Below are 19201 nucleotides of genomic sequence, written 5' to 3'. Positions count from 1 at the left end.
GTCGCCCCCGCCGGGCGCCCCCCCCCGCCCCCCCGCGCCCCCCCGCGGGGCCCCCCCCCCCCCCGCCGGGGGGCCCCCCGGGGGGGGGGGGGCCCCCCCCCCCCCCCGGGGGGCCCCCCCCCCGCACCCATGTCCCGGAAGACCGGGGACGCCCCAAAGACCCAGGGCTCAGGGCTCCCGGGGCACCCGGAGGTCAGTTCACCGTCGCCGGGTCCGGGCCCAGACGGCGGTCCTCGTTGAGGGCGCTGATCGCCGCGAGGTCCTCCGCGTCCAGGCTGAAGCCGAACACGTCGATGTTCTCCTTGATCCGCGACGGCGTCACCGACTTGGGGATGACCACGTTGCCGAGCTGGAGGTGCCAGCGCAGCACGACCTGCGCCGCGGTACGCCCGTGCTTGCGGGCGATGGCCACGATCGCCGGGACCTCCAGCAGGTCCTTGCCCTGACCGAGCGGCGACCATGCCTCCGTGGCGATGCCCCGCTCCGCGTGGTACTCCCGCGCGGCGGACTGCTGGAGATGCGGGTGCAGCTCGATCTGGTTGACGGCCGGTACGACCGACGTCTCCTCGAGCAGGCGCTCCAGGTACTCGGGCAGGAAGTTGGACACGCCGATGGCACGGACCCGGCCCTCGGCGTACAGCTTCTCGAACGCCCGGTACGTGTCGACATAGCGGTCGCGGGCCGGTGTCGGCCAGTGGATGAGGTACAGGTCCACGTAGTCCAGGCCGAGCTTGGACAGGGAGGCGTCGAAACCGCGCAGGGTGGCGTCGTACCCCTGGGCGTCGTTCCAGAGCTTGGTGGTGACGAAGAGGTCCTCGCGGGGAACGCCCGAGGCGGCGACGGCTCTGCCGGTGCCCTCCTCGTTGCCGTACGCCGCAGCGGTGTCGATGCTGCGATAGCCCGCCTCCAGCGCCGCCGCGACGGCCGTCTCGGCTTCGGCGTCCGGTACCTGCCAGACGCCGAAACCCAGTTGGGGCATCGCGACGCCGTTGTTCAGGGTGATCGGGGGGACCATGCTCACGAGCTCTCGATCCTTCGGTCGGGGTCCGGTGGAACTCCCATGGTCAACGATCATCGTCCGTGATGCATTCCTGACGGCACAATTCGTGCACGTGAGCGCACTTCCGGGGCGTGGAGCCCCGCCGTGCGGCGGGTACCTCACGTGCGGTACAGCGCCTCGACCTCTTCTTCGTAGGCCTTCTCGATCGCCCTGCGCTTCAGCTTCAGCGGCGGCGTGAACAGTCCGTGCTTCTCGGTGAACGGCTGCGCCGGAATCCGGAAGGCCCGGATCGACTCCGCCCGTGAGACCAGGGTGTTGGCCGTCACCACCGCCCGCCGCACCTCCGCCTCCAGCGCCGCGTCCCGCACCAGTTCGGCCGGTGACAGGCTCGGCTCGCCGAGCATCGACAGCCGGTGCTCGACCGCCTCCGTGTCCAGGGTGACCGGAGCGGCGACGTACGGGCGGTCGTTGCCGACGACGATGCACCGGTTCACCAGCGGATGGTCCCGCACCCGCTCCTCCGGCAGCCCCGGCGAGACGCTCTTGCCGCCCGAGGCCACCAGGATCTCCTTCTTGCGCCCGGTGATGGTGAGACAGCCGTCCTCGTCCAGGGAGCCCAGGTCGCCGGTGGCCGGCCAGCCGTCGCGCAGGGTCTCGTCGGTGGCCCTGGGACGGTTGAGACAGCCCTGGAAGACGGTGCCGCCGTTGAGCCGGACCTCGCCGTCGTCCCGAGACGCACGCTCACCCCAACCGGCCGGAGGGCGGGAGGGGTCGGAAAACCGGCCGGTACGGTCGTCCGGGCCGGCCGGCGAAGGAAAATGCGCTCAGATGGGGAAGGACCGGACAGAAACCTGGCCTTTGAGTAAGGTTCGGCGTCGTGATCTCCACCGAATCTCTCCAACGGATGGAGCGGGGTGCGTCGGCGGGTGCGGAGCGGGAGTTCCGGATGTGCATGGTGTGCGTGGCGCGTCTGGTGTGCATGATGGGGCCTGTGTGTCGGAGAAGGCCCCCGGCCGCGGACCCCGGTCAGCGGGCCCGGCCGCCGGTGCGGTGCAGGCGGTCGCCGCCCGACAGGACCGCCGCCGCCAGCGCGTGCGCCGCGCCCTGCGCGGAGGGGCGCCGCCGGCCGTGCGCCACCACGAAGTCCACCCGGCCCGGCTCCGGCAGCTCCGCCCGGTCCGGCATCCGCACCAGCCCCGGCGGGATCATCCCGCGCGCGTGCACCATCACGCCGAGCCCGGCGCGGGCCGCCGCGATCAGGCCGTTGAGACTGCCGCTGGTGCAGACGATCCGCCACTCACGGCCCTGCCGCTCCAGCGCCCGCAGCGCGAGCTCGCGGGTGATGCCCGGCGGCGGGTAGACGATCAGCGGCACCGGCCGGCCGGCATCGAGACGCAGCCCCTGCGCACCGATCCACACCAGCTCGTCGTGCCACACCAGCTCGCCCCGCGGGTCCTTCGGCCACCGCTTCGCGAGCACCAGGTCCAGTTCGCCCGCGGCCAGCTTCTCGTGCAGCGTGCCCGACAGCTCGACCGTCAGCTCCAGATCGACCTCCGGGTGCTCGCAGCGGAACCGCTCCAGGATCTCCGGCAGCCGGGTCAGGACGAAGTCCTCCGAAGCGCCGAACCGCAGCCGGCCGCGCAGCCGGGTGCCGGTGAAGAACTGCGCCGCCTGCTCGTGCACGTCCAGGATCCGCCGCGCGAAGCCCAGCATCGCCTCGCCGTCCTCGGTGAGCTCCACCGAGTGCGTGTCCCGGGTGAACAGCTGTCGCCCGGTGGCGTCCTCCAGCCGCCGCACATGCTGGCTGACCGTCGACTGCCGCAGCCCGAGACGGCGCGCCGCCCGCGTGAAGGACAGCGTCTGCGCCACGGACAGGAAGGTCCGCAACTGCGTCGGGTCGTACATCTCGTCCGCCATCCCGGCAGACTAACGCGGCTATCGCGGTACGTGATGACAGTGAGAGCGGTATGCGGGATTCCCGATCACGGAAGGAGGGAGCAGGATGGGGAGGGGCTCCTCGTGCCCGTACGGGAGTGCCCCGGCGGAACCCAGTGGACCTTCAGTGGAACCAGAGTGAGTGGAGCAAGTGAAGCACCGTGAAACGCCCGCACTGGCCGAGCCGGATGCCGGTCGACCCGTACATCCTGCTCCTGCTCGGGACGGTGGGCCTGGCCGCGCTGCTCCCGGCGCGCGGCACCGGCGCCGACATCGCCTCCGGTGCCTCCACCGCAGCCATCGCCCTCCTCTTCTTCCTCTACGGAGCCCGCCTCTCCACCCGTGAGGCACTGGACGGACTGAGGCACTGGCGGCTCCACGGCACCGTCCTGGCCTGCACCTTCGTCGTCTTCCCGCTGCTCGGCCTGGCCGCCCGCGGCTTCGTCCCGGCCGGGATTCTGAGCGAGCCCCTCTACCAGGGCCTGCTCTTCCTCACCCTCGTCCCGTCCACCATCCAGTCGTCGATCGCCTTCACCTCCCTCGCCCGCGGCAACGTGCCCGCCGCGATCTGCGCCGGCTCCTTCTCCTCCCTGGCCGGCATCGTGGCGACCCCGCTGCTGGCGGCGGCGCTGCTCGGCGGGGGCGGAGGCGGCGACGGGAGCCTGGGCGCCGGCGGGTTCTCCGCCGGCTCGGTGACGAAGATCGTGCTGCAACTGCTGGTGCCGTTCGTCGCCGGGCAGGTGCTGCGCCGCTGGGTGGGGGAGTTCGTCCTCCGCCACCGCAAGGTGCTCGGGCTCGTCGACCGGGGCTCGATCCTGCTCGTCGTCTACACCGCGTTCAGCCAGGGCATGGTCGAGGGCATCTGGCACCAGGTGAGCCCGGCCCGGCTCGGCGGACTGCTCGCCGTGGAGGCCGTACTCCTCGCCGCGATGCTGCTGCTGACCTGGTACGGGGCCAAGGCGCTGAAGTTCGGCCGGGCGGACCGGATCGCGATCCAGTTCGCCGGTTCGAAGAAGTCCCTGGCCGCCGGACTGCCCATGGCGAGCGTGCTGTTCGGTGCGCAGGCCTCGCTGGCCGTGCTGCCGCTGATGCTGTTCCACCAGATGCAGCTCATGGTGTGCGCGGTGATCGCCAAACGCCGCTCCCACGACGCCGTCGACCCGCCCGACGCGGTCACCTCGGCGGTTGCCGGGGAGGTCACCGTCCCGGTCCCAGCCGGATCGTCACGAACCGGGGCCGGTACAGGGACACGTTCCGGCTGAGCATCACGGCGGCGCCGGCGCCGGGCGGCTCGAGCAGGTTCACGTCGTAGCTGAGCACCAGCCGTCCGTCACCGCTCAGCTCCGGGTGCGTCTGCGGGTTGTACGCGCCGGTCCCGCCGTGCGGCAGCGCGGGGCTGAACTCCTTCGCCGGGCCGTGCCACGGCCCGGCGGGGGAGCAGGACCAGTACGCCGCCACCGTGGTCAGCCCCTTGACGCCCGTGGCCATCGTGAACAGCACATACGTCCCGCCCTCCCGTACCACCGAGAAGGCGCTGCCCACACCGGTGCGCTGCCCGTCCCCGAGCATCGGGCGCGGGCGGGCGCGGGTCTGCCACGCCGTGCCGTCCCAGCTGCCCCCTGCCTCCCTGCCGCCCCGACGCGTGCACCATGGCGCGGTGGCCGTTGGTTCGAGGCGGGGCCCCCGCGGCGCAGGGGGCGCTCCCCGCCGGCAGGGACCCCGCCGCCGTGCCGCGGGGGACCGGTCAGCCCTGGGCGGCCGCCGCCCTCAGGACTACGCGGTCCTCACCCGCGTACACGTTCATGGAGCTGCCCCGCAGGAACCCGACCAGCGTCAGACCCGTCTCCGCCGCCAGGTCCACGGCCAGCGAGGACGGCGCCGAGACGGCCGCGAGCACGGGGATGCCCGCCATGACCGCCTTCTGCGCCAGCTCGAAGGAGGCACGGCCGGAGACCATCAGGACGGTCCGGGACAGCGGCAGGTCCCCGCCCTGCAGGGCGCGGCCGACCAGCTTGTCGACCGCGTTGTGCCGGCCCACGTCCTCCCGCACGTCCAGCAGCTCCCCGGCCTCGTCGAACAGGGCCGCCGCGTGCAGGCCGCCCGTCCGGTCGAAGACCCGCTGGGAGGCGCGCAGCCGGTCGGGCAGGCCGGCCAGCAGCTCCGGGGTGACGCGCAGCGGCGGGCTGTCGGCGATGGGATGGCGGGTCGTGGTGCGCACCGCGTCCAGACTCGCCTTGCCGCACAGACCGCAGGACGAGGTCGTGTACACGTTCCGCTCGAGCGTGATGTCCGGGATCCGCACGCCGGGAGTGGTCTGCACGTCGACCACGTTGTACGTGTTCACCCCGTCCGCGGTCGCGCCCGCGCAGTACACGACGTTCCGCAGATCGGACGCCGTCGCCAGGACTCCCTCGCTCACCAGGAAGCCGACGGCCAGCGCGAAGTCGTCACCCGGGGTGCGCATCGTGATCGCCAGCGGCTTCCCGTTCAGCCGGATCTCCAGGGGTTCCTCGGTGACGAGCGTGTCCGGGCGGCTGGACACCACCCCGTCCCGGATGCGGACCACCTTGCGTCGTTCTGTGACTCGCCCCATGTCCCCAGTTCCTGGTCGGTCCCTGGTCAGTCCCGGTTCTGTACGTGCTGATAGCCGAAGCGGCCCTTGATGCACAGGTTGCCGTGGGTCACCGGATTGTCGTGCGGTGAGGTGACCTTCACGATCTCATTGTCCTGCACGTGCAGGGTGAGGTTGCAGCCCACACCGCAGTACGCGCACACCGTCGTCGTCTCCGTCTGCGCCGACTCGTCCCAGGTACCCGCCGCACGCATGTCGAACTCCGACTTGAACGACAGCGCGCCCGTCGGGCACACCTCGACGCAGTTCCCGCAGTACACGCACGCCGATTCGGTCAGCGGACCGTCGTGCTCGACCGCGATCCGGGCGTCGAAGCCGCGGCCCACGACCGAGATCGCGAAGGAGTTCTGCCACTGGTCGCCACAGGCGTCCACGCACTTGTAGCAGAGGATGCACTTGCCGTAGTCGCGCACGTACAGGTCGTTGTCGACCCTCGGGTCCTCGTCGAGGCGGGCCGCGTCCGGGCCGAAGCGGTCCGGCTTCGCCTCGTACTCCTTGATCCACTCGGCGGCACGCGGGGTCGTCGACAGGTCGACGGAGGACGCGAGCAGTTCCAGGACCATCTTGCGGCTGTGCCGGACCCGTTCGGTGCCGGTGCGCACCTCCATGCCCGGCTCCGCCTCGCGCGAGCAGGCCGGGACCAGGGTGCGAGCGCCCTCGACCTCCACCACGCACACGCGGCACGCGTTCTTCGGTGCCAGGGTGTCGCCCTCGCACAGGGTCGGCACGTCCTTCCCGGCCGCCCGGCAGGCGTCCAGGATCGTCGCCCCCTCGGGCGCCCGGACCGGCTCGCCGTCGAGGGTGAACTCCAGCAGGCGGCGGGGAATCCCCAGCGGTGTCACGGTCATTCGTAGGCCCCCAGACGGTCGATGGCGGATTCCACGGCGTTCCACGCGGTCTGGCCCAGACCGCAGATCGAGGCGTCCCGCATCGCGCTGCCCACCTCGCGCAGCAGGGCGATGTCACCGGCGGCCCCGGCTCCGGTGCGCTCCACGATCCGGGTGAGCGCCTCCTCCTGGCGCACGGTCCCCACCCGGCACGGCACGCACTGCCCGCACGACTCGTCCCGGAAGAACTGGGCGATGCGCAGCAGCAGCCGGGGCAGCGGGACGGTGCCGTCAAAGGCCATGACGACCCCCGAGCCGAGCGTCGTGCCCGCCTGACGGGTCCCTTCGAAGGTGAGCGGAACACCGAGTTCGTCGGCGCGGACGAAACCGCCGGCCGCCCCGCCGAGCAGCACCGCCCGCAGCCCGTCCCGTACGTCGGCCAGCTCCAGCAGCTCGCCCAGCGTCGCGCCGAACGGCACCTCGTAGACGCCGGGCCGCCCGACGCTGCCGGAGACGCAGAACAGCTTGGGACCGGTGGACCGTTCGGTACCGATCGCCGCGTACGCCGGGGCGCCCATCGTCAGGACGGGCAGAACGTTGACGAGCGTCTCGACGTTGTTCTCCACCGTCGGCTTGCCGAACAGGCCCTTCTCCACCGGGAAGGGCGGCTTGGAGCGGGGCTCGCCCCGGTACCCCTCGATGGAGCTGAACAGCGCGGTCTCCTCGCCGCAGATGTAGGCGCCCGCGCCGCGCCGGATCTCGATGTCGAAGGCGAAACCCTGGCCGAGGATGTCGTCGCCGAGCAGCCCGCGCGCCCGCGCCCGGTCGATCGCATACCGCATACGTCGCAGCGCTCGCGGGTACTCGCCGCGCAGATAGAGGTATCCCCTGTGGGCGCCGGTCGCATACGCGGCGATCGTCATCGCCTCCACCAGCGCGTACGGGTCGCCCTCCATGATCACCCGGTCCTTGAAGGTCCCGGGCTCGGACTCGTCGGCGTTGCAGACGAGATGGTGCGGCCGGTCCGGCTGGGACGCCGTGGCCTGCCACTTGCGGCCGGTGGGGAAGGCGGCACCGCCCCGCCCGACCAGACCCGAGTCGGTGACCTCCCGGATCACCCCGGCCGGGCCCAGCGCGAAGGCCCGGCGCAGGGCCGTGTAACCGCCGTGGGCGCGGTAGTCGTCCAGCGATTCCGGGTCGGCCACCCCGACCCGGCGCAGCAGCGTCAGCGTGGGGTCCCCCGCCTGGGGCACGGCCATCGCGGCGGGCGGCTCGTCGGGGGCCGCGTCGGGCACGGTCGCCGCGAGCACCGCGGACTCCACCGTCGCGGGCGCGCAGACCGCCGTACGCACCGGGTCCCCGGCCCTGATCGCCAGTGCCGCCGGGGCGCGCTCGCACAGGCCCAGACAGGGGCTGCGCTCCACGCTCACCCCGCCGATGCCGCCGGTGCCGTCGGTCCCGGGCGTGGTCCCGAGCCGTGATTCGATCCCGGCGCACAGGGCGCCGGCCCCGGCCGCCGCGCACGCCAGGTCGGTGCACACGTGCAGCACCGTCGCGGGGCGCGGGCGGACCGAGAACATCGCGTAGAACGTGGCGACCCCGTACGCCTCCGACGGCGGCACCGTCAGCCGCCGGCACAGGTAGTCCAGGGCGCCCTCGCTGATCCAGCCCACCCGGTCGTTGACCGCGTGCAGCCCCGGCAGCAGCAGGTCACGGCGGTCCCGGGCCTTTTGCCCGCCCCGGGCCCACCTCAGATCGGCGTCGGTACGGTCGGCGCCCTCCCACGAGGACTCGGGAGGACCGAGCAGCGCGTCGACCGCCGCCCGCTCCTCGTCCGTCGGTTTGCTGTCACCGAAGCGCAGGTCCACTTGCGTCACCTCACCTGGGGCCCATGGCCCCCATGGGCCGGATGGGTCGGATAGTCCGGACGGTTCGCGTGGCCGGGAGCCGGAAGCCTCTCGATCCGGATCGCCGACGCCTTGAACTCCGCCGTCCCCGCGATCGGGCAGTTCGCCTCGATCGTCAGCTTGTTGGTGTCCACCTCGTCGGGAAAGTGGAATGTCATGAACGCCAGGCCCGGCCGCAGCGCGGTGTCCACCCACACCGGTGCGAGAACCGATCCGCGCCGTGAGGTCACCCGCACCTTCTCGCCGACCACCACCCCGTAGTGCTCCGCGTCCTCGGGACACAGCTCGACGGACTCGCCGCGTCGCAGTGGTGATGAGTAACCACCGCTCTGGACGCCGGTGTTGTAGGAGTCGAGCCGTCGTCCCGTGGTGAGCCGGATCGGGAACTCCTCGTCGGTGAGGTCGACCGGCGGATCGTGCTGCACGATCCCGAACGGCGCGGGCCTGCCCCGCCGCCGTGCATCCGGTTCCCACAACCTGCCGTGCAGATAAGGCGGTTCGAGAGACCCGGTGCTCGGGCACGGCCACTGGATGCCCTGGTGCTCCTCCAGCCGCCCGTAGGTCATGCCGTGGTGGTCGGGGGAGAGCGACCGGAGCTCGTTCCAGACGGCCTCGGCGTCCGCGTACTTCCAGTCGTGACCGAGGCGGGCGGCGAGATCGCACAGGATGTCGATGTCCTCGCGTGCCTCTCCGGGCGGGGTGAGCGCCCTGCGGACGCGCTGCACCCGGCGTTCGCTGTTGGTGGTGGTGCCCTCGGTCTCCGCCCACCCGGCCGTCGCCGGCAGCACCACGTCCGCGAGTTCGGCGGTCTTCGTCAGGAAGATGTCCTGCACCACCAGGAAGTCCAGCTCGCCGAGGCGCCGTACCGCCTGGTCGCTGTCCGCCTCGGACTGCGCCGGGTTCTCACCGATGCAGTAGACGGCCCGCAGCGAACCGTCCTCCATCGCCTCGAACATCTCCGTCAGGGTCATCCCGTGACGTGGCTGGAGGACGGTGTCCCAGGCGGACTCGAACTTCAGCCGGACCGCCGGGTCGAGGATGTCCTGGAATCCGGGCAGCCGGTTGGGGATCGCCCCCATGTCGCCGCCGCCCTGCACGTTGTTCTGGCCGCGCAGCGGCTGCATCCCGGCACCGTAGCGGCCGACCTGGCCGGTGAGCAGGGACAGGTTGATCAGGGCGCGGACGTTGTCGGTGCCGTTGTGGTGCTCGGTGATACCGAGGGTCCAGCACAGCTGGGCGCGCTCGGCCCGGGCATAGGCATGCGCCAACTCCCGTATGGCGGCCGCCGGGACGCCCGTCACCTTCTCGGCGAGGGACAGCGTCCACGGTTCGACGAGTTCCCGGTACTCCTCGAAGCCGGTGGTCGCCCGCCGGACGAACGCCTCGTTGACCAGACCGGCGTGGATGATCTCACGGCCGATCGCGTGCGCCATCGGGATGTCCGTGCCGACGTTCAGCCCGAGCCAGCTCTCCGCCCACTCGGCGGTCGACGTCCGCCGCGGATCGACCGCGTACATCCGGGCGCCGTTGTGGATGCCCTTCAGTACGTGCTGGAAGAAAATGGGGTGTGCGAAGCGGGCGTTGGAACCCCACATCACGATGAGGTCCGTGTGCTCGATCTCCTCGTACGACGACGTCCCTCCGCCGGAGCCGAAGGCCGCCGACAGCCCGGCCACGGACGGGGCGTGACAGGTGCGGTTGCAGGAGTCGACGTTGTGGGTGCCCATCACGACCCGGGCGAACTTCTGGGCCACGTAGTTCATCTCGTTCGTCGCGCGGGCACAGGAGAACATCCCGAACGCGCCACGCGCGGCGCCGAGTCCCCGGGCGGCCCGGTCCAGGGCCTCCTCCCAGGTCGCCCGCCGGAACGGCTCGTCCCGTGAATCACGGACCAGCGGATGGGTGAGCCGGGTGTAGGTCTTCGGGCTCCGGTCGCGTTTCCTGGTGCTCTTCATGCGGCGCTCCTCAACGCGAGCAGGTCCGAGAGGGCGTGCACGGTGCGCAGGGTGGGCACCTCCACGCCGGTGATCTCCGCCAGCTCGACGACGGCGGCGAGCAGTACGTCGAGCTCGAGCGGTCTGCCGCGCTCCAGATCCTGGAGCGTGGACGTGCGGTGGTCGCCGACGCGCTCGGCACCGGCCAGCCGGCGCTCCACGGACACGCCGACCTCACAGCCCAGGGCACGGGCGACCGCGAGCGTCTCGTGCATCATGATCTCGATGACCCTGCGGGTGCCGCCGTGCAGACACATCTGCCGCATGGTCGCGCGGGCGAGGGCGCTGATCGGGTTGAAGGAGATGTTGCCGAGCAGCTTGACCCAGATGTCGCCGCGCAGTTCCGGCTCCACCGGGCACTTCAGCCCGCCGTCCACCATCGCCCCGCTGAACGCGAGACAGCGCGCGGAGACACTGCGGTCGGGCTCCCCGACCGAGAACCGGGTGCCCTCCAAGTGCCGTACCACGCCCGGCCCTTCGAGCTCGGTGGCCGCGTAGACGACACAGCCGATCGCCCGCTCGGGCGCGAGCACCGCACCGACCGCGCCACCGGGGTCCACACTCTCGAGACGGTGACCGTCGTGAGGGCCGCCGTGCCGGTGGAAGTACCACCAGGGGATGCCGTTCTGGGCGGCCACGACCGCCGTGGTGTCGTGCAACAGGGGTGCGATCAGCGGCCCGCACGCCGCGTACGCGTTGGCCTTGAGGCCGAGGAAGACGTAGTCGACCGGGCCGACCTCGGCCGGGTCGTCGGTCGCGTGGGGGCGGGCGGTGAAGTCGCCGCGTGGGCTGAACACCCGCACGCCGTACTGCCTCATGGCCGCCAGATGCGGTCCACGGGCGACGAGGTGCACATCGGCACCCGCGCGATGGAGCGCGGCGCCGACGTAGGCACCGATGGCCCCGGCGCCGAGAACTGCCACTTTCACTGGGGAACGCTCCGTTCGGTCGAGGGAGTACCGCGGAGGTGGCTGCCGACGGATCGGATTCCGCATCATGTCGACGAAATATTGTCTACAGTATGGAAGAGGGTGCAGCAAGGGTTCGCGTACGGTCTGCTGCGCGCGGTCCGCCACTCGGCCCCGCCGCCCTGCCGGTCACCCGTTGAAGGAACCCGGTCGGTCCGACCGTTCGTCGCAGACTGCATACCGTTCACCGCATACGGTCGACCCACGGGGTTTTCAACCCCCGGGCCCTCTCCCTACCGTCCGGGTTCCATGAGTCCTCCCGTCGCACCCCCGGGCTGGAGCCGCTGGCTCGTACCGCCCGCCGCTCTCGCAGTCCACCTCTCCATCGGCCAGGCCTACGCATGGAGCGTGTTCAAACCGCCGCTCGAATCCGCGCTCGGCCTCAGCGGCACCCAGAGCGCCCTGCCGTTCCAGCTCGGCATCGTCATGCTCGGCCTGTCCGCCGCCTTCGGCGGCACCCTCGTGGAACGCAAGGGGCCGCGCTGGGCGATGACCGTCGCCCTGGTCTGCTTCTCCTCCGGCTTCCTGCTCTCCGCCCTCGGCGCGGCCACCGAGCAGTACTGGCTGATCGTCTTCGGCTACGGCTTCGCGGGCGGCATCGGCCTGGGCATCGGCTACATCTCGCCCGTTTCCACTCTGATCAAGTGGTTCCCGGACCGGCCCGGCATGGCCACCGGCATCGCGATCATGGGTTTCGGCGGCGGTGCGCTGATCGCCTCGCCGTGGTCGGCGCAGATGCTCGAGTCCTTCGGCAGGGACAACACCGGCATCGCGCTCGCCTTCCTCGTGCACGGACTGACGTACGCCGTGTTCATGCTGCTCGGCGTCCTGCTGGTGCGGGTGCCCCGCCCCGCCCGGCCGACGGCCGGTGCTCCCGCCGCCGCCCTCACCGGACCGCAGGTCTCGGCCCGCGGCGCCCTGCGCACCCCGCAGTTCTGGCTGTTGTGGCTGGCGCTCTGCACGAACGTCACCGCGGGCATCGGGATCCTGGAGAAGGCCGCCCCGATGATCACCGACTTCTTCGCGGGCACCTCCGCGCCGGTGTCGGTGACCGCCGCCGCCGGCTTCGTCGCCCTGCTGTCGGCGGCGAACATGGCGGGCCGCATCGGCTGGTCCTCCACCTCCGACCTGATCGGCCGCAAGAACGTCTACCGCCTCTACCTGGGCGTCGGCGCCCTGATGTACGCCCTGATCGCGATGTTCGGGGACTCCTCCAAGCCGCTGTTCGTCCTGTGCGCGCTGGTGATCCTCTCCTTCTACGGAGGCGGTTTCGCGACCGCCCCGGCCTATCTGAAGGACCTCTTCGGCACCCATCAGGTCGGCGCCATCCACGGGCGGCTGCTCACCGCGTGGTCCACGGCCGGTGTGCTCGGTCCGCTCATCGTGAACTGGGTCGCCGACCGGCAGGAGGAGGCGGGCCGGCACGGCTCGGCGCTGTACGGACTGTCCTTCATGATCATGATCGGGCTGCTGGTGGTCGGCTTCGTCGCCAACGAGCTCGTCCGTCCCGTGCACCCCCGGCACCACGTGTCCCGCCCCGACGAGACGAAGGAGGCCGCCGATGAGCGGCGAGAACAGCACGAGTCCGCCTGACGCGGCCGCGGCGGGCCCCGACCGCCGCGGGCTGATCGTCTTCGCCTGGCTGTGGGTGGGCGTTCCCCTCGCCTACGGCCTGTACGAACTCGTACGGAAGGCGACCCAACTGTTCACCGGATGACGGCCGGCCCCGGGCGCGGACGTCCGGGCGCACCCGCGGGACGCGTCGAAGAGCGCCTCCCGGCGTCCGCGGGCCTGACCGAAGCCGACAAGCCCGGCTCCCGAATCCTGTCGTATCACCTGTCGGCGTACCCGTGGGTCACTGATCAGACTGGTGAATCCCGCAACCGCCACACGAGGGGGACCCATCCATGATCGGCTCGCGCATCGCCGCCGTCGGCCACTACCAGCCCGCCCGGGTGCTCACCAACGAGGACCTGGCGGGCATGGTCGACACCAGCGACGAGTGGATCACGAGCCGGGTCGGCATCCGCACCCGTCACATCGCGGGCCCGGAGGAGCCCGTCGACGAGCTGGCCGCGCACGCCGCGGCCAAGGCGCTGGCGGCGGCCGGCCGCACTCCCGCCGACATCGACCTGGTGCTGGTCGCCACCTCCACCGCGATCGACCGCTCGCCCAACATGGCGGCCCGGGTCGCCGCACGCCTCGGCGTTCCCGGCCCCGCCGCGATGGACGTCAACGTGGTGTGCGCCGGGTTCACCCACGCGCTCGCCACCGCCGATCACGCGGTACGGGCCGGATCCGCGCGCCGCGCGCTGGTGATCGGCGCCGACAAGATGTCCGAGGTCGCCGACTGGACCGACCGCACCACCTGCGTACTCCTCGGCGACGGGGCGGGCGCCGCGGTCGTCGAGGCGACCGAGACCCCCGAGGAGCCCGGGATCGGGCCCGTGCTGTGGGGCTCGGTGCCGGAGATGGGCCACGCGGTGCGGATCGAGGGGACGCCGCCGCGGTTCGCGCAGGAGGGCCAGAGCGTGTACCGCTGGGCGACCACGCGGCTGCCGTCCATCGCCCGCCAGGCCTGCGAGAAGGCGGGGTTCGCGCCGGAGGACCTCGCCGCGGTCGTACTGCACCAGGCCAACCTGCGGATCATCGAGCCCCTCGCGCTCAAGATCGGCGCGGTCAACGCGGTCGTCGCCCGGGACGTCACCGAGTCGGGCAACACCTCGGCCGCGAGCATCCCGCTCGCCTTCTCCAAGCTCGTCGAGCGGGGCGAGGTGTCGTCCGGCGACCCGGTCCTGCTGTTCGGCTTCGGCGGAAACCTCTCGTACGCGGGGCAGGTCGTCCGCTGCCCCTGACAGCCCCCCGTGCCCTGGCAGCCCCCCGTGCCCTGACAACCCCTCGGGCGGAGTCCCTCGTACGGGTGTGACGCGGTCGACTCCCCCTCTCCCTGGCATCTGCGCGCCGTAGACTGTAGACGAAAGACAATCACTACTGGCGGTGCCGTACGACCGGCCGTGCGGCCGGGCGGGGGCTGCCGAGGAGGGGGACCGCGATGCTGTCGACCGGACTGCCCCAGGGGGCGGTGCCCAAGCTCGAACGCCCGGGCCCGCTGCGCGACCGTGTCTACGAGGCACTGCTCGAACTCATCACCACCCGTGCTCTCCGGCCCGGCCAGCATCTGGTCGAGAGTGAACTCGCCGGCCACCTCGGCGTCTCCCGGCAGCCCGTGCGCGAGGCGCTCCAGCGGCTGAACACCGAGGGGTGGGTCGATCTGCGCCCCGCCCAGGGTGCGTTCGTGCACGAGCCGACGGAGGCGGAGGCCGACCAGCTCCTCACCGTCCGCACGCTGCTGGAGGCCGAGGCCGCCCGGCTCGCCGCGCTCAACGCCGACAGCGCGGGCATCGAGGCCCTGGACGAGATCGTGGCACTGGGTCTGCGGGCCGTCGCCTCCGACGACGTGGACGAGGCCGTCGCCCTCAACGCCCGCTTCCACGCCAAGATCATGGAGCTGGCCGGCAACGCCGTCCTCGCCGAACTCGCCGCTCAGGTCGGCCGCCGTGTGCGCTGGTACCACACGCCTGTCGCCCGGCAGCGTGGCGGGAAGTCCTGGGCCGAGCACCGCGACCTCATCACCGCGATCGTGAACCGGGACGAGCGGCTGGCCGAGCGGCTCATGCGCGAACACACCGAGCACACCCGGCGCTCGTACCTCGAACAGGCGAAGTCCTGACGGCAGGTACCCGGGGGAAGCGGCTCCGCGTCGGCCCCTTTGTCCTGTGAGTGGAAAAAGTAGGGGGCAATTCCTGCGCGACTTCTTCCCACCTCCGGCAGCCGCTGCTACGTTCCCTTCGAAAGCACGCCACATACGTGGCCGGAATCCGGCGCGCAGAGGCCGACCGAGGCGGGGAGGGGTTCGTGAGACGCATGACGGCACGGCCCGCGAACGCTCATCAGGCCCGACTGCTCAGGCTGTTGCGCGACGGCGGGCCCAACTCCCGTGCCCAGCTGGGTGACCAGATCGACCTCTCCCGGTCGAAACTGGCCGTGGAGGTGGACCGGCTGCTGGAGACGGAACTTGTCGTGGCCGACGGACTCGCCGCCTCGCGCGGCGGCCGGCGCTCCCACAACGTCCGCCTCAACCCGCACCTGCGACTCCTCGGCGTCGACATCGGCGCGACCTCGGTCGACGTCGCCGTCACCAACGCCGAACTGGAGATCCTCGGACACATCAACCAGCCCACGGACGTACGTGACGGACCGGTCGCGGTCTTCGAGCAGGTGCTGTCCATGGCGGCGAAGCTGAAGGCCTCGGGGCTCGCGGAGGGGTTCGACGGCGCCGGTATCGGCGTTCCGGGCCCGGTCCGGTTCCCCGAGGGTATCCCGGTGGCACCGCCGATCATGCCCGGCTGGGACGGCTTCCCCGTACGGGAGGCGCTCAGCCAGGACCTCGGCTGCCCGGTCATGGTCGACAACGACGTGAACCTGATGGCGATGGGGGAGCAGCACGCGGGCGTCGCCCGCACCGTCCCCGATTTCCTCTGCGTCAAGATCGGTACCGGCATCGGCTGCGGCATCGTCGTCGGCGGGGAGGTCTACCGAGGTACGACGGGCAGCGCCGGCGACATCGGCCACATCCAGGCCGTGCCCGACGGCCGACCGTGCGCCTGCGGCAACCGGGGCTGCCTGGAGGCCCACTTCAGCGGCGCGGCCCTTGCCCGGGACGCCCTGGAGGCCGCCCAGCAGCAGCTCTCCGCCGAACTCGCGAGCCGTCTGGAGACGAACGGCACGCTGAGTGCCGTCGACGTCGCCGCCGCGGCCGCCGCGGGGGACGCCACCGCGATCGACCTGATCCGCGAGGGCGGCAGCCGCACCGGCCAGGTCATCGCCGGCCTGGTCAGCTTCTTCAACCCCGGCCTGGTGGTGATCGGCGGCGGGGTGACCGGTCTCGGCCACACCCTGCTCGCCGCCATCCGTACCCAGGTCTACCGTCAGTCGCTGCCTCTGGCGACCGGCAACCTGCCCATCGTTCTCGGGGAGTTGGGCCCCACCGCCGGAGTCATCGGCGCGGCCCGGCTCATCAGCGACCACCTGTTCTCACCCGCGTAAGCAGCCCACCGCTCCACCGCACGCAGCAAGTCCGGCTCCACCGCACAGAACAGCTCTGCCCTCCACCGTGCAGAGCGTCCACCGTTTCCACCGACGGAACAGCGCACCGGCACCACGCACCGCCACCCCGCCGCACGTACGGCCCGGCACCACCCGCGCCACCCGCTCCGCCCGTGTCCCCGCACCGTCCCTCCCACACAGCGCCGCACCGTCCCGGCACCCCGGCCTGCCCGAAAACACCTTCCCCGCAAGGGGACCGCCCTGACACCGGCCCGCACGCCCGCCGAGGGGAATCCGCATGGCACCCGAACCACCGCTGCTCAGCATGTCCGGCATCACCAAGTCCTTCCCCGGCGTCCGGGCCCTGGACGGCGTCGACCTCGACGTCCAGGCCGGCGAGGTGCACTGCCTGCTCGGCCAGAACGGCGCCGGCAAGTCCACCCTGATCAAGGTGCTGGCCGGCGCCCACCAGCCCGACACGGGCACCATCCGCTGGCGCGGCGAAGCCGTCACCCTGCGCTCGCCGATCGCCGCCATGCGCCTCGGGATCGCCACCATCTACCAGGAACTCGACCTGGTGGAACACATGACGGTCGCCGAGAACGTCCACCTCGGCCACGAACCGACCACCGCCGGGTTCGTCGTCCGCCCCAGGACGGCCAGGGAGTCGACGGCCGAGCTGCTGACCCGGCTCGGGCACCCGGAGATCGAACCGGGCCGTACGGTAGGGGAGTTGTCCGCCGCCCAACAGCAGATCGTCTCGATGGCACGGGCGCTCTCGCACGACGTACGCCTCATCGTGATGGACGAGCCGTCGGCCGCGCTCGACCCGGACGAGGTCGACAACCTCTTCCGCATCGTCGACGGCCTCACCGCCGACGGGGTCGCCGTCGTCTACATCTCGCACCGCCTCGAGGAGATCCGGCGCATCGGCGACCGGGTGACCGTGCTCAAGGACGGCCGTGCCGTCGCCGGCGGGCTGCCCGCCAGGTCGACGCCCACCCGCGAGGTGGTCGCCCTGATGACGGGCCGCGACGTCGAGTACGTCTTCCCCCCGCGACCGGCTTCCCCACCCACCGGAGAACCGGTGCTGACCGTCGAAAACCTTTCCCGCAAGGGCGAGTTCGCCCCCCTCGACCTCGAACTGCGCCCGGGGGAGATCGTCGGGCTCGCGGGGCTCGTCGGCTCCGGGCGCTCCGAGATCCTGGAGACGGTCTACGGCGCCCGCAAACCGGACTCCGGCCGGGTCCTGGTCGACGGACGCCCGCTGCGGCCGGGCAGCGTGCGCGCCGCCGTCCGCGCCGGGATCGGACTCGCCCCCGAGGAACGCAAGGCGCAGGCCCTGCTCATGCTGGAGTCCGTCACCCGCAACGTGTCGCTCTCCGCCATGTCCCGCTTCTCGCGCGCCGGCTGGATCGACCGCGGCGCCGAACTGGGCGCGGCCCGCGCGGCCACCCGCGAACTGTCACTGAGGCCGGACAACCCGGACGTGCCCGTGCGCACCCTGTCCGGCGGCAACCAGCAAAAGGCGGTGCTCGCCCGCTGGCTGCTGCGCGGCTGCCGGGTGCTGCTGCTGGACGAACCCACCCGCGGCGTCGACGTCGGCGCCCGCGCCGAACTGTACGCAGTCATAAGGAGGCTGGCCGACGAAGGCCTCGCCGTCCTGCTCGTCTCCAGCGAGGTGCCCGAGGTACTCGGCCTCGCCGACCGCGTCCTGGTGCTCCGGGAGGGTGACGTCGTCCACACGGCACCCGCCCGGGAACTCGACGAACACCGTGTACTCGACCTCGTCATGGAAGGAAGCCCGGCGTCATGACGCAGCCCGTCTCCCCGCCGCGGGACAGCACCGACAAGGCGCCGCCGGCCGGCCCCCCGCCCGCCTGGCGCACCGTGCTGTTCCGCGCCGACGTCCGCACCCTGTCGCTGCTCGGCGTCCTCGCCGTACTCGTCCTCATCGGCGGCATCACCAAGCCGGACGAGTTCCTGGACACCCGCAACCTCCAGCTCGTCCTCACCCAGGCCTCCGTCATCGGCGTCGTCACCGTCGGCATGACCTTCGTCATCACCTCCGGCGGCATCGACCTGTCGGTCGGCGCGATCGTCGCCCTGTCCTCGGTGTGGGCGACCACGGTCGCCACCCAGGAGTTCGGGTTCGCCGGCATCCTGTTCACCGCCGTCCTCGTCGGCGTCGGCTGCGGTCTGGTCAACGGGGTGCTGATCGCATACGGCGGGATGGTCCCGTTCATCGCGACGCTCGCCATGCTCGCCTCGGCCCGAGGCCTCGCCCTGCAGATCACCGATGGGCGGACCCAGGTCGTCACCATCGACAGCGTTCTCGACCTCGGCGAACGCGACGCCTACGTCCTCGGCATCCCGCCCCTGGTCCTGGTGTTCGCGGCGGTCACCGTCATCGGCTGGCTGGTCCTCAACCGGACCACCTTCGGGCGCCGTACCGTCGCCGTCGGCGGCAACGCGGAGGCGGCCCGGCTCGCCGGCATCGATGTCCGCCGCCAACGCCTCTACCTGTACCTGCTGTCGGGACTGTGCTGCGGCATCGCCGCCTTCCTGCTGATCATCCTGTCCGGCTCCGGCCAGAACACCAACGGCAACCTCTACGAACTCGACGCCATCGCCGCCGCGATCATCGGCGGCACCCTGCTCACCGGAGGCCGCGGCACCATCGTCGGCTCCGTGCTGGGCGTCCTGATCTTCACCACGATCACGAACATCTTCGCCCTGAACAACCTGCAGAGCGACGTCCAGCAGATCGCCAAGGGCGCGATCATCGTCGCCGCCGTGCTGGTCCAGCGCCGTACCGCGAGCACGACCTGA

Annotated in this window: 15 protein-coding genes and 2 pseudogenes; 8 read left to right on the top strand and 9 right to left on the bottom strand. The window is 71.7% G+C overall.

Annotated features, from left to right (window positions below; all coding sequences use genetic code 11):
- Positions 1–193: 193 nt before the first annotated feature.
- From ACFYQA_RS27835 to ACFYQA_RS27825, 3 genes and pseudogenes are all read right to left on the bottom strand, one after another.
- Positions 194–1015: an aldo/keto reductase gene (locus ACFYQA_RS27835; RefSeq protein WP_388923325.1), complete on the bottom strand. Its 822-nt coding sequence runs from the start codon at positions 1013–1015 to the stop codon at positions 194–196.
- A 143-nt stretch (positions 1016–1158) separates the two neighbouring features.
- Positions 1159–1806 (bottom strand): annotated as a pseudogene (locus ACFYQA_RS27830) (long-chain fatty acid--CoA ligase); the annotation flags it as partial.
- 220 nt (positions 1807–2026) lie between these two features.
- Complete coding sequence (locus ACFYQA_RS27825; RefSeq protein WP_388923322.1) at positions 2027–2905, bottom strand: LysR family transcriptional regulator; 879 nt, start codon at positions 2903–2905, stop codon at positions 2027–2029.
- A 218-nt stretch (positions 2906–3123) separates the two neighbouring features.
- Between ACFYQA_RS27825 and ACFYQA_RS27820 the strand changes: the two genes are divergently transcribed.
- Entirely contained in the window at positions 3124–4197 is a 1074-nt protein-coding gene (locus tag ACFYQA_RS27820) for a bile acid:sodium symporter family protein (protein WP_388923319.1), read from the top strand.
- On the opposite strand, the pseudogene ACFYQA_RS27815 reads toward ACFYQA_RS27820, so the two are convergent.
- The 6 genes and pseudogenes from ACFYQA_RS27815 to ACFYQA_RS27790 all read right to left on the bottom strand — a co-directional run.
- Positions 4133–4546, bottom strand: a pseudogene (locus ACFYQA_RS27815) (hypothetical protein); the annotation flags it as partial. The gene ACFYQA_RS27820 and the pseudogene ACFYQA_RS27815 overlap by 65 nt on opposite strands.
- 133 nt (positions 4547–4679) lie before the next feature.
- Complete coding sequence (fdhD, locus tag ACFYQA_RS27810; RefSeq protein ID WP_388923305.1) at positions 4680–5528, bottom strand: formate dehydrogenase accessory sulfurtransferase FdhD; 849 nt, start codon at positions 5526–5528, stop codon at positions 4680–4682.
- A 26-nt stretch (positions 5529–5554) separates the two neighbouring features.
- Positions 5555–6415, bottom strand: a complete 861-nt coding sequence (locus ACFYQA_RS27805) for a 2Fe-2S iron-sulfur cluster-binding protein (RefSeq protein WP_388923302.1) — start codon at positions 6413–6415, stop codon at positions 5555–5557.
- A complete protein-coding gene (locus ACFYQA_RS27800; RefSeq protein ID WP_388923316.1) occupies positions 6412–8262 on the bottom strand; it encodes an NAD(P)H-dependent oxidoreductase subunit E in 1851 nt (616 codons plus the stop codon). Before ACFYQA_RS27800 ends, ACFYQA_RS27805 begins: the two co-directional genes overlap by 4 nt.
- Positions 8263–8267: 5 nt before the next feature.
- A complete protein-coding gene (locus ACFYQA_RS27795; RefSeq protein WP_388923300.1) occupies positions 8268–10256 on the bottom strand; it encodes a molybdopterin oxidoreductase family protein in 1989 nt (662 codons plus the stop codon).
- Positions 10253–11224, bottom strand: a complete 972-nt coding sequence (locus tag ACFYQA_RS27790) for a 2-dehydropantoate 2-reductase (RefSeq protein WP_388923297.1) — start codon at positions 11222–11224, stop codon at positions 10253–10255. Before ACFYQA_RS27790 ends, ACFYQA_RS27795 begins: the two co-directional genes overlap by 4 nt.
- 288 nt (positions 11225–11512) lie before the next feature.
- On the opposite strand from ACFYQA_RS27790, the gene ACFYQA_RS27785 reads away from it, so the two are divergent.
- From ACFYQA_RS27785 to ACFYQA_RS27755, 7 genes are all read left to right on the top strand, one after another.
- Complete coding sequence (locus ACFYQA_RS27785) at positions 11513–12856, top strand: OFA family MFS transporter (RefSeq protein ID WP_388923294.1); 1344 nt, start codon at positions 11513–11515, stop codon at positions 12854–12856.
- Positions 12825–12980 (top strand): hypothetical protein, encoded by a 156-nt coding sequence (locus ACFYQA_RS27780; RefSeq protein ID WP_388923291.1) that lies wholly within the window; start codon positions 12825–12827, stop codon positions 12978–12980. Before ACFYQA_RS27785 ends, ACFYQA_RS27780 begins: the two co-directional genes overlap by 32 nt.
- A gap of 190 nt (positions 12981–13170) precedes the next feature.
- On the top strand, positions 13171–14118 hold the full coding sequence (locus tag ACFYQA_RS27775) for a beta-ketoacyl-ACP synthase III (protein WP_388923288.1): 948 nt from the start codon (positions 13171–13173) through the stop codon (positions 14116–14118).
- 197 nt (positions 14119–14315) lie between these two features.
- Positions 14316–14993 carry a GntR family transcriptional regulator gene (locus ACFYQA_RS27770; RefSeq protein WP_332431850.1) on the top strand — a complete coding sequence of 226 codons (678 nt, stop codon included), beginning with the start codon at positions 14316–14318 and terminating at the stop codon, positions 14991–14993.
- A gap of 194 nt (positions 14994–15187) precedes the next feature.
- Positions 15188–16369 (top strand): ROK family protein, encoded by a 1182-nt coding sequence (locus ACFYQA_RS27765; protein ID WP_388923313.1) that lies wholly within the window; start codon positions 15188–15190, stop codon positions 16367–16369.
- A 298-nt stretch (positions 16370–16667) separates the two neighbouring features.
- A complete protein-coding gene (locus ACFYQA_RS27760) occupies positions 16668–18185 on the top strand; it encodes a sugar ABC transporter ATP-binding protein (RefSeq protein ID WP_388923285.1) in 1518 nt (505 codons plus the stop codon).
- The gene (locus tag ACFYQA_RS27755; RefSeq protein WP_388923283.1) at positions 18182–19201 is read left to right on the top strand and encodes an ABC transporter permease; all 1020 of its coding nucleotides are present in this window, start codon (positions 18182–18184) and stop codon (positions 19199–19201) included. The genes ACFYQA_RS27760 and ACFYQA_RS27755 overlap by 4 nt, the downstream gene beginning before the upstream one ends.

The sequence above is a fragment of the Streptomyces sp. NPDC005774 genome (genome assembly GCF_042871645.1).
Taxonomy (GTDB): domain Bacteria; phylum Actinomycetota; class Actinomycetes; order Streptomycetales; family Streptomycetaceae; genus Streptomyces; species Streptomyces pratens.
This window is presented reverse-complemented; position numbering and strand designations above follow the sequence as displayed.

Coding starts and splice junctions, on each gene's coding strand:
- ACFYQA_RS27835 (WP_388923325.1), bottom strand. CDS start 1,015: ATGGTCCCCCCGATCACCCTGAACAACGGCGTCGCGATGCCCCAACTG.
- ACFYQA_RS27825 (WP_388923322.1), bottom strand. CDS start 2,905: ATGTACGACCCGACGCAGTTGCGGACCTTCCTGTCCGTGGCGCAGACG.
- ACFYQA_RS27820 (WP_388923319.1), top strand. CDS start 3,124: ATGCCGGTCGACCCGTACATCCTGCTCCTGCTCGGGACGGTGGGCCTG.
- fdhD (WP_388923305.1), bottom strand. CDS start 5,528: ATGGGGCGAGTCACAGAACGACGCAAGGTGGTCCGCATCCGGGACGGG.
- ACFYQA_RS27805 (WP_388923302.1), bottom strand. CDS start 6,415: ATGACCGTGACACCGCTGGGGATTCCCCGCCGCCTGCTGGAGTTCACC.
- ACFYQA_RS27795 (WP_388923300.1), bottom strand. CDS start 10,256: ATGAAGAGCACCAGGAAACGCGACCGGAGCCCGAAGACCTACACCCGG.
- ACFYQA_RS27785 (WP_388923294.1), top strand. CDS start 11,513: ATGAGTCCTCCCGTCGCACCCCCGGGCTGGAGCCGCTGGCTCGTACCG.
- ACFYQA_RS27780 (WP_388923291.1), top strand. CDS start 12,825: ATGAGCGGCGAGAACAGCACGAGTCCGCCTGACGCGGCCGCGGCGGGC.
- ACFYQA_RS27775 (WP_388923288.1), top strand. CDS start 13,171: ATGATCGGCTCGCGCATCGCCGCCGTCGGCCACTACCAGCCCGCCCGG.
- ACFYQA_RS27770 (WP_332431850.1), top strand. CDS start 14,316: ATGCTGTCGACCGGACTGCCCCAGGGGGCGGTGCCCAAGCTCGAACGC.
- ACFYQA_RS27765 (WP_388923313.1), top strand. CDS start 15,188: ATGACGGCACGGCCCGCGAACGCTCATCAGGCCCGACTGCTCAGGCTG.
- ACFYQA_RS27760 (WP_388923285.1), top strand. CDS start 16,668: ATGGCACCCGAACCACCGCTGCTCAGCATGTCCGGCATCACCAAGTCC.
- ACFYQA_RS27755 (WP_388923283.1), top strand. CDS start 18,182: ATGACGCAGCCCGTCTCCCCGCCGCGGGACAGCACCGACAAGGCGCCG.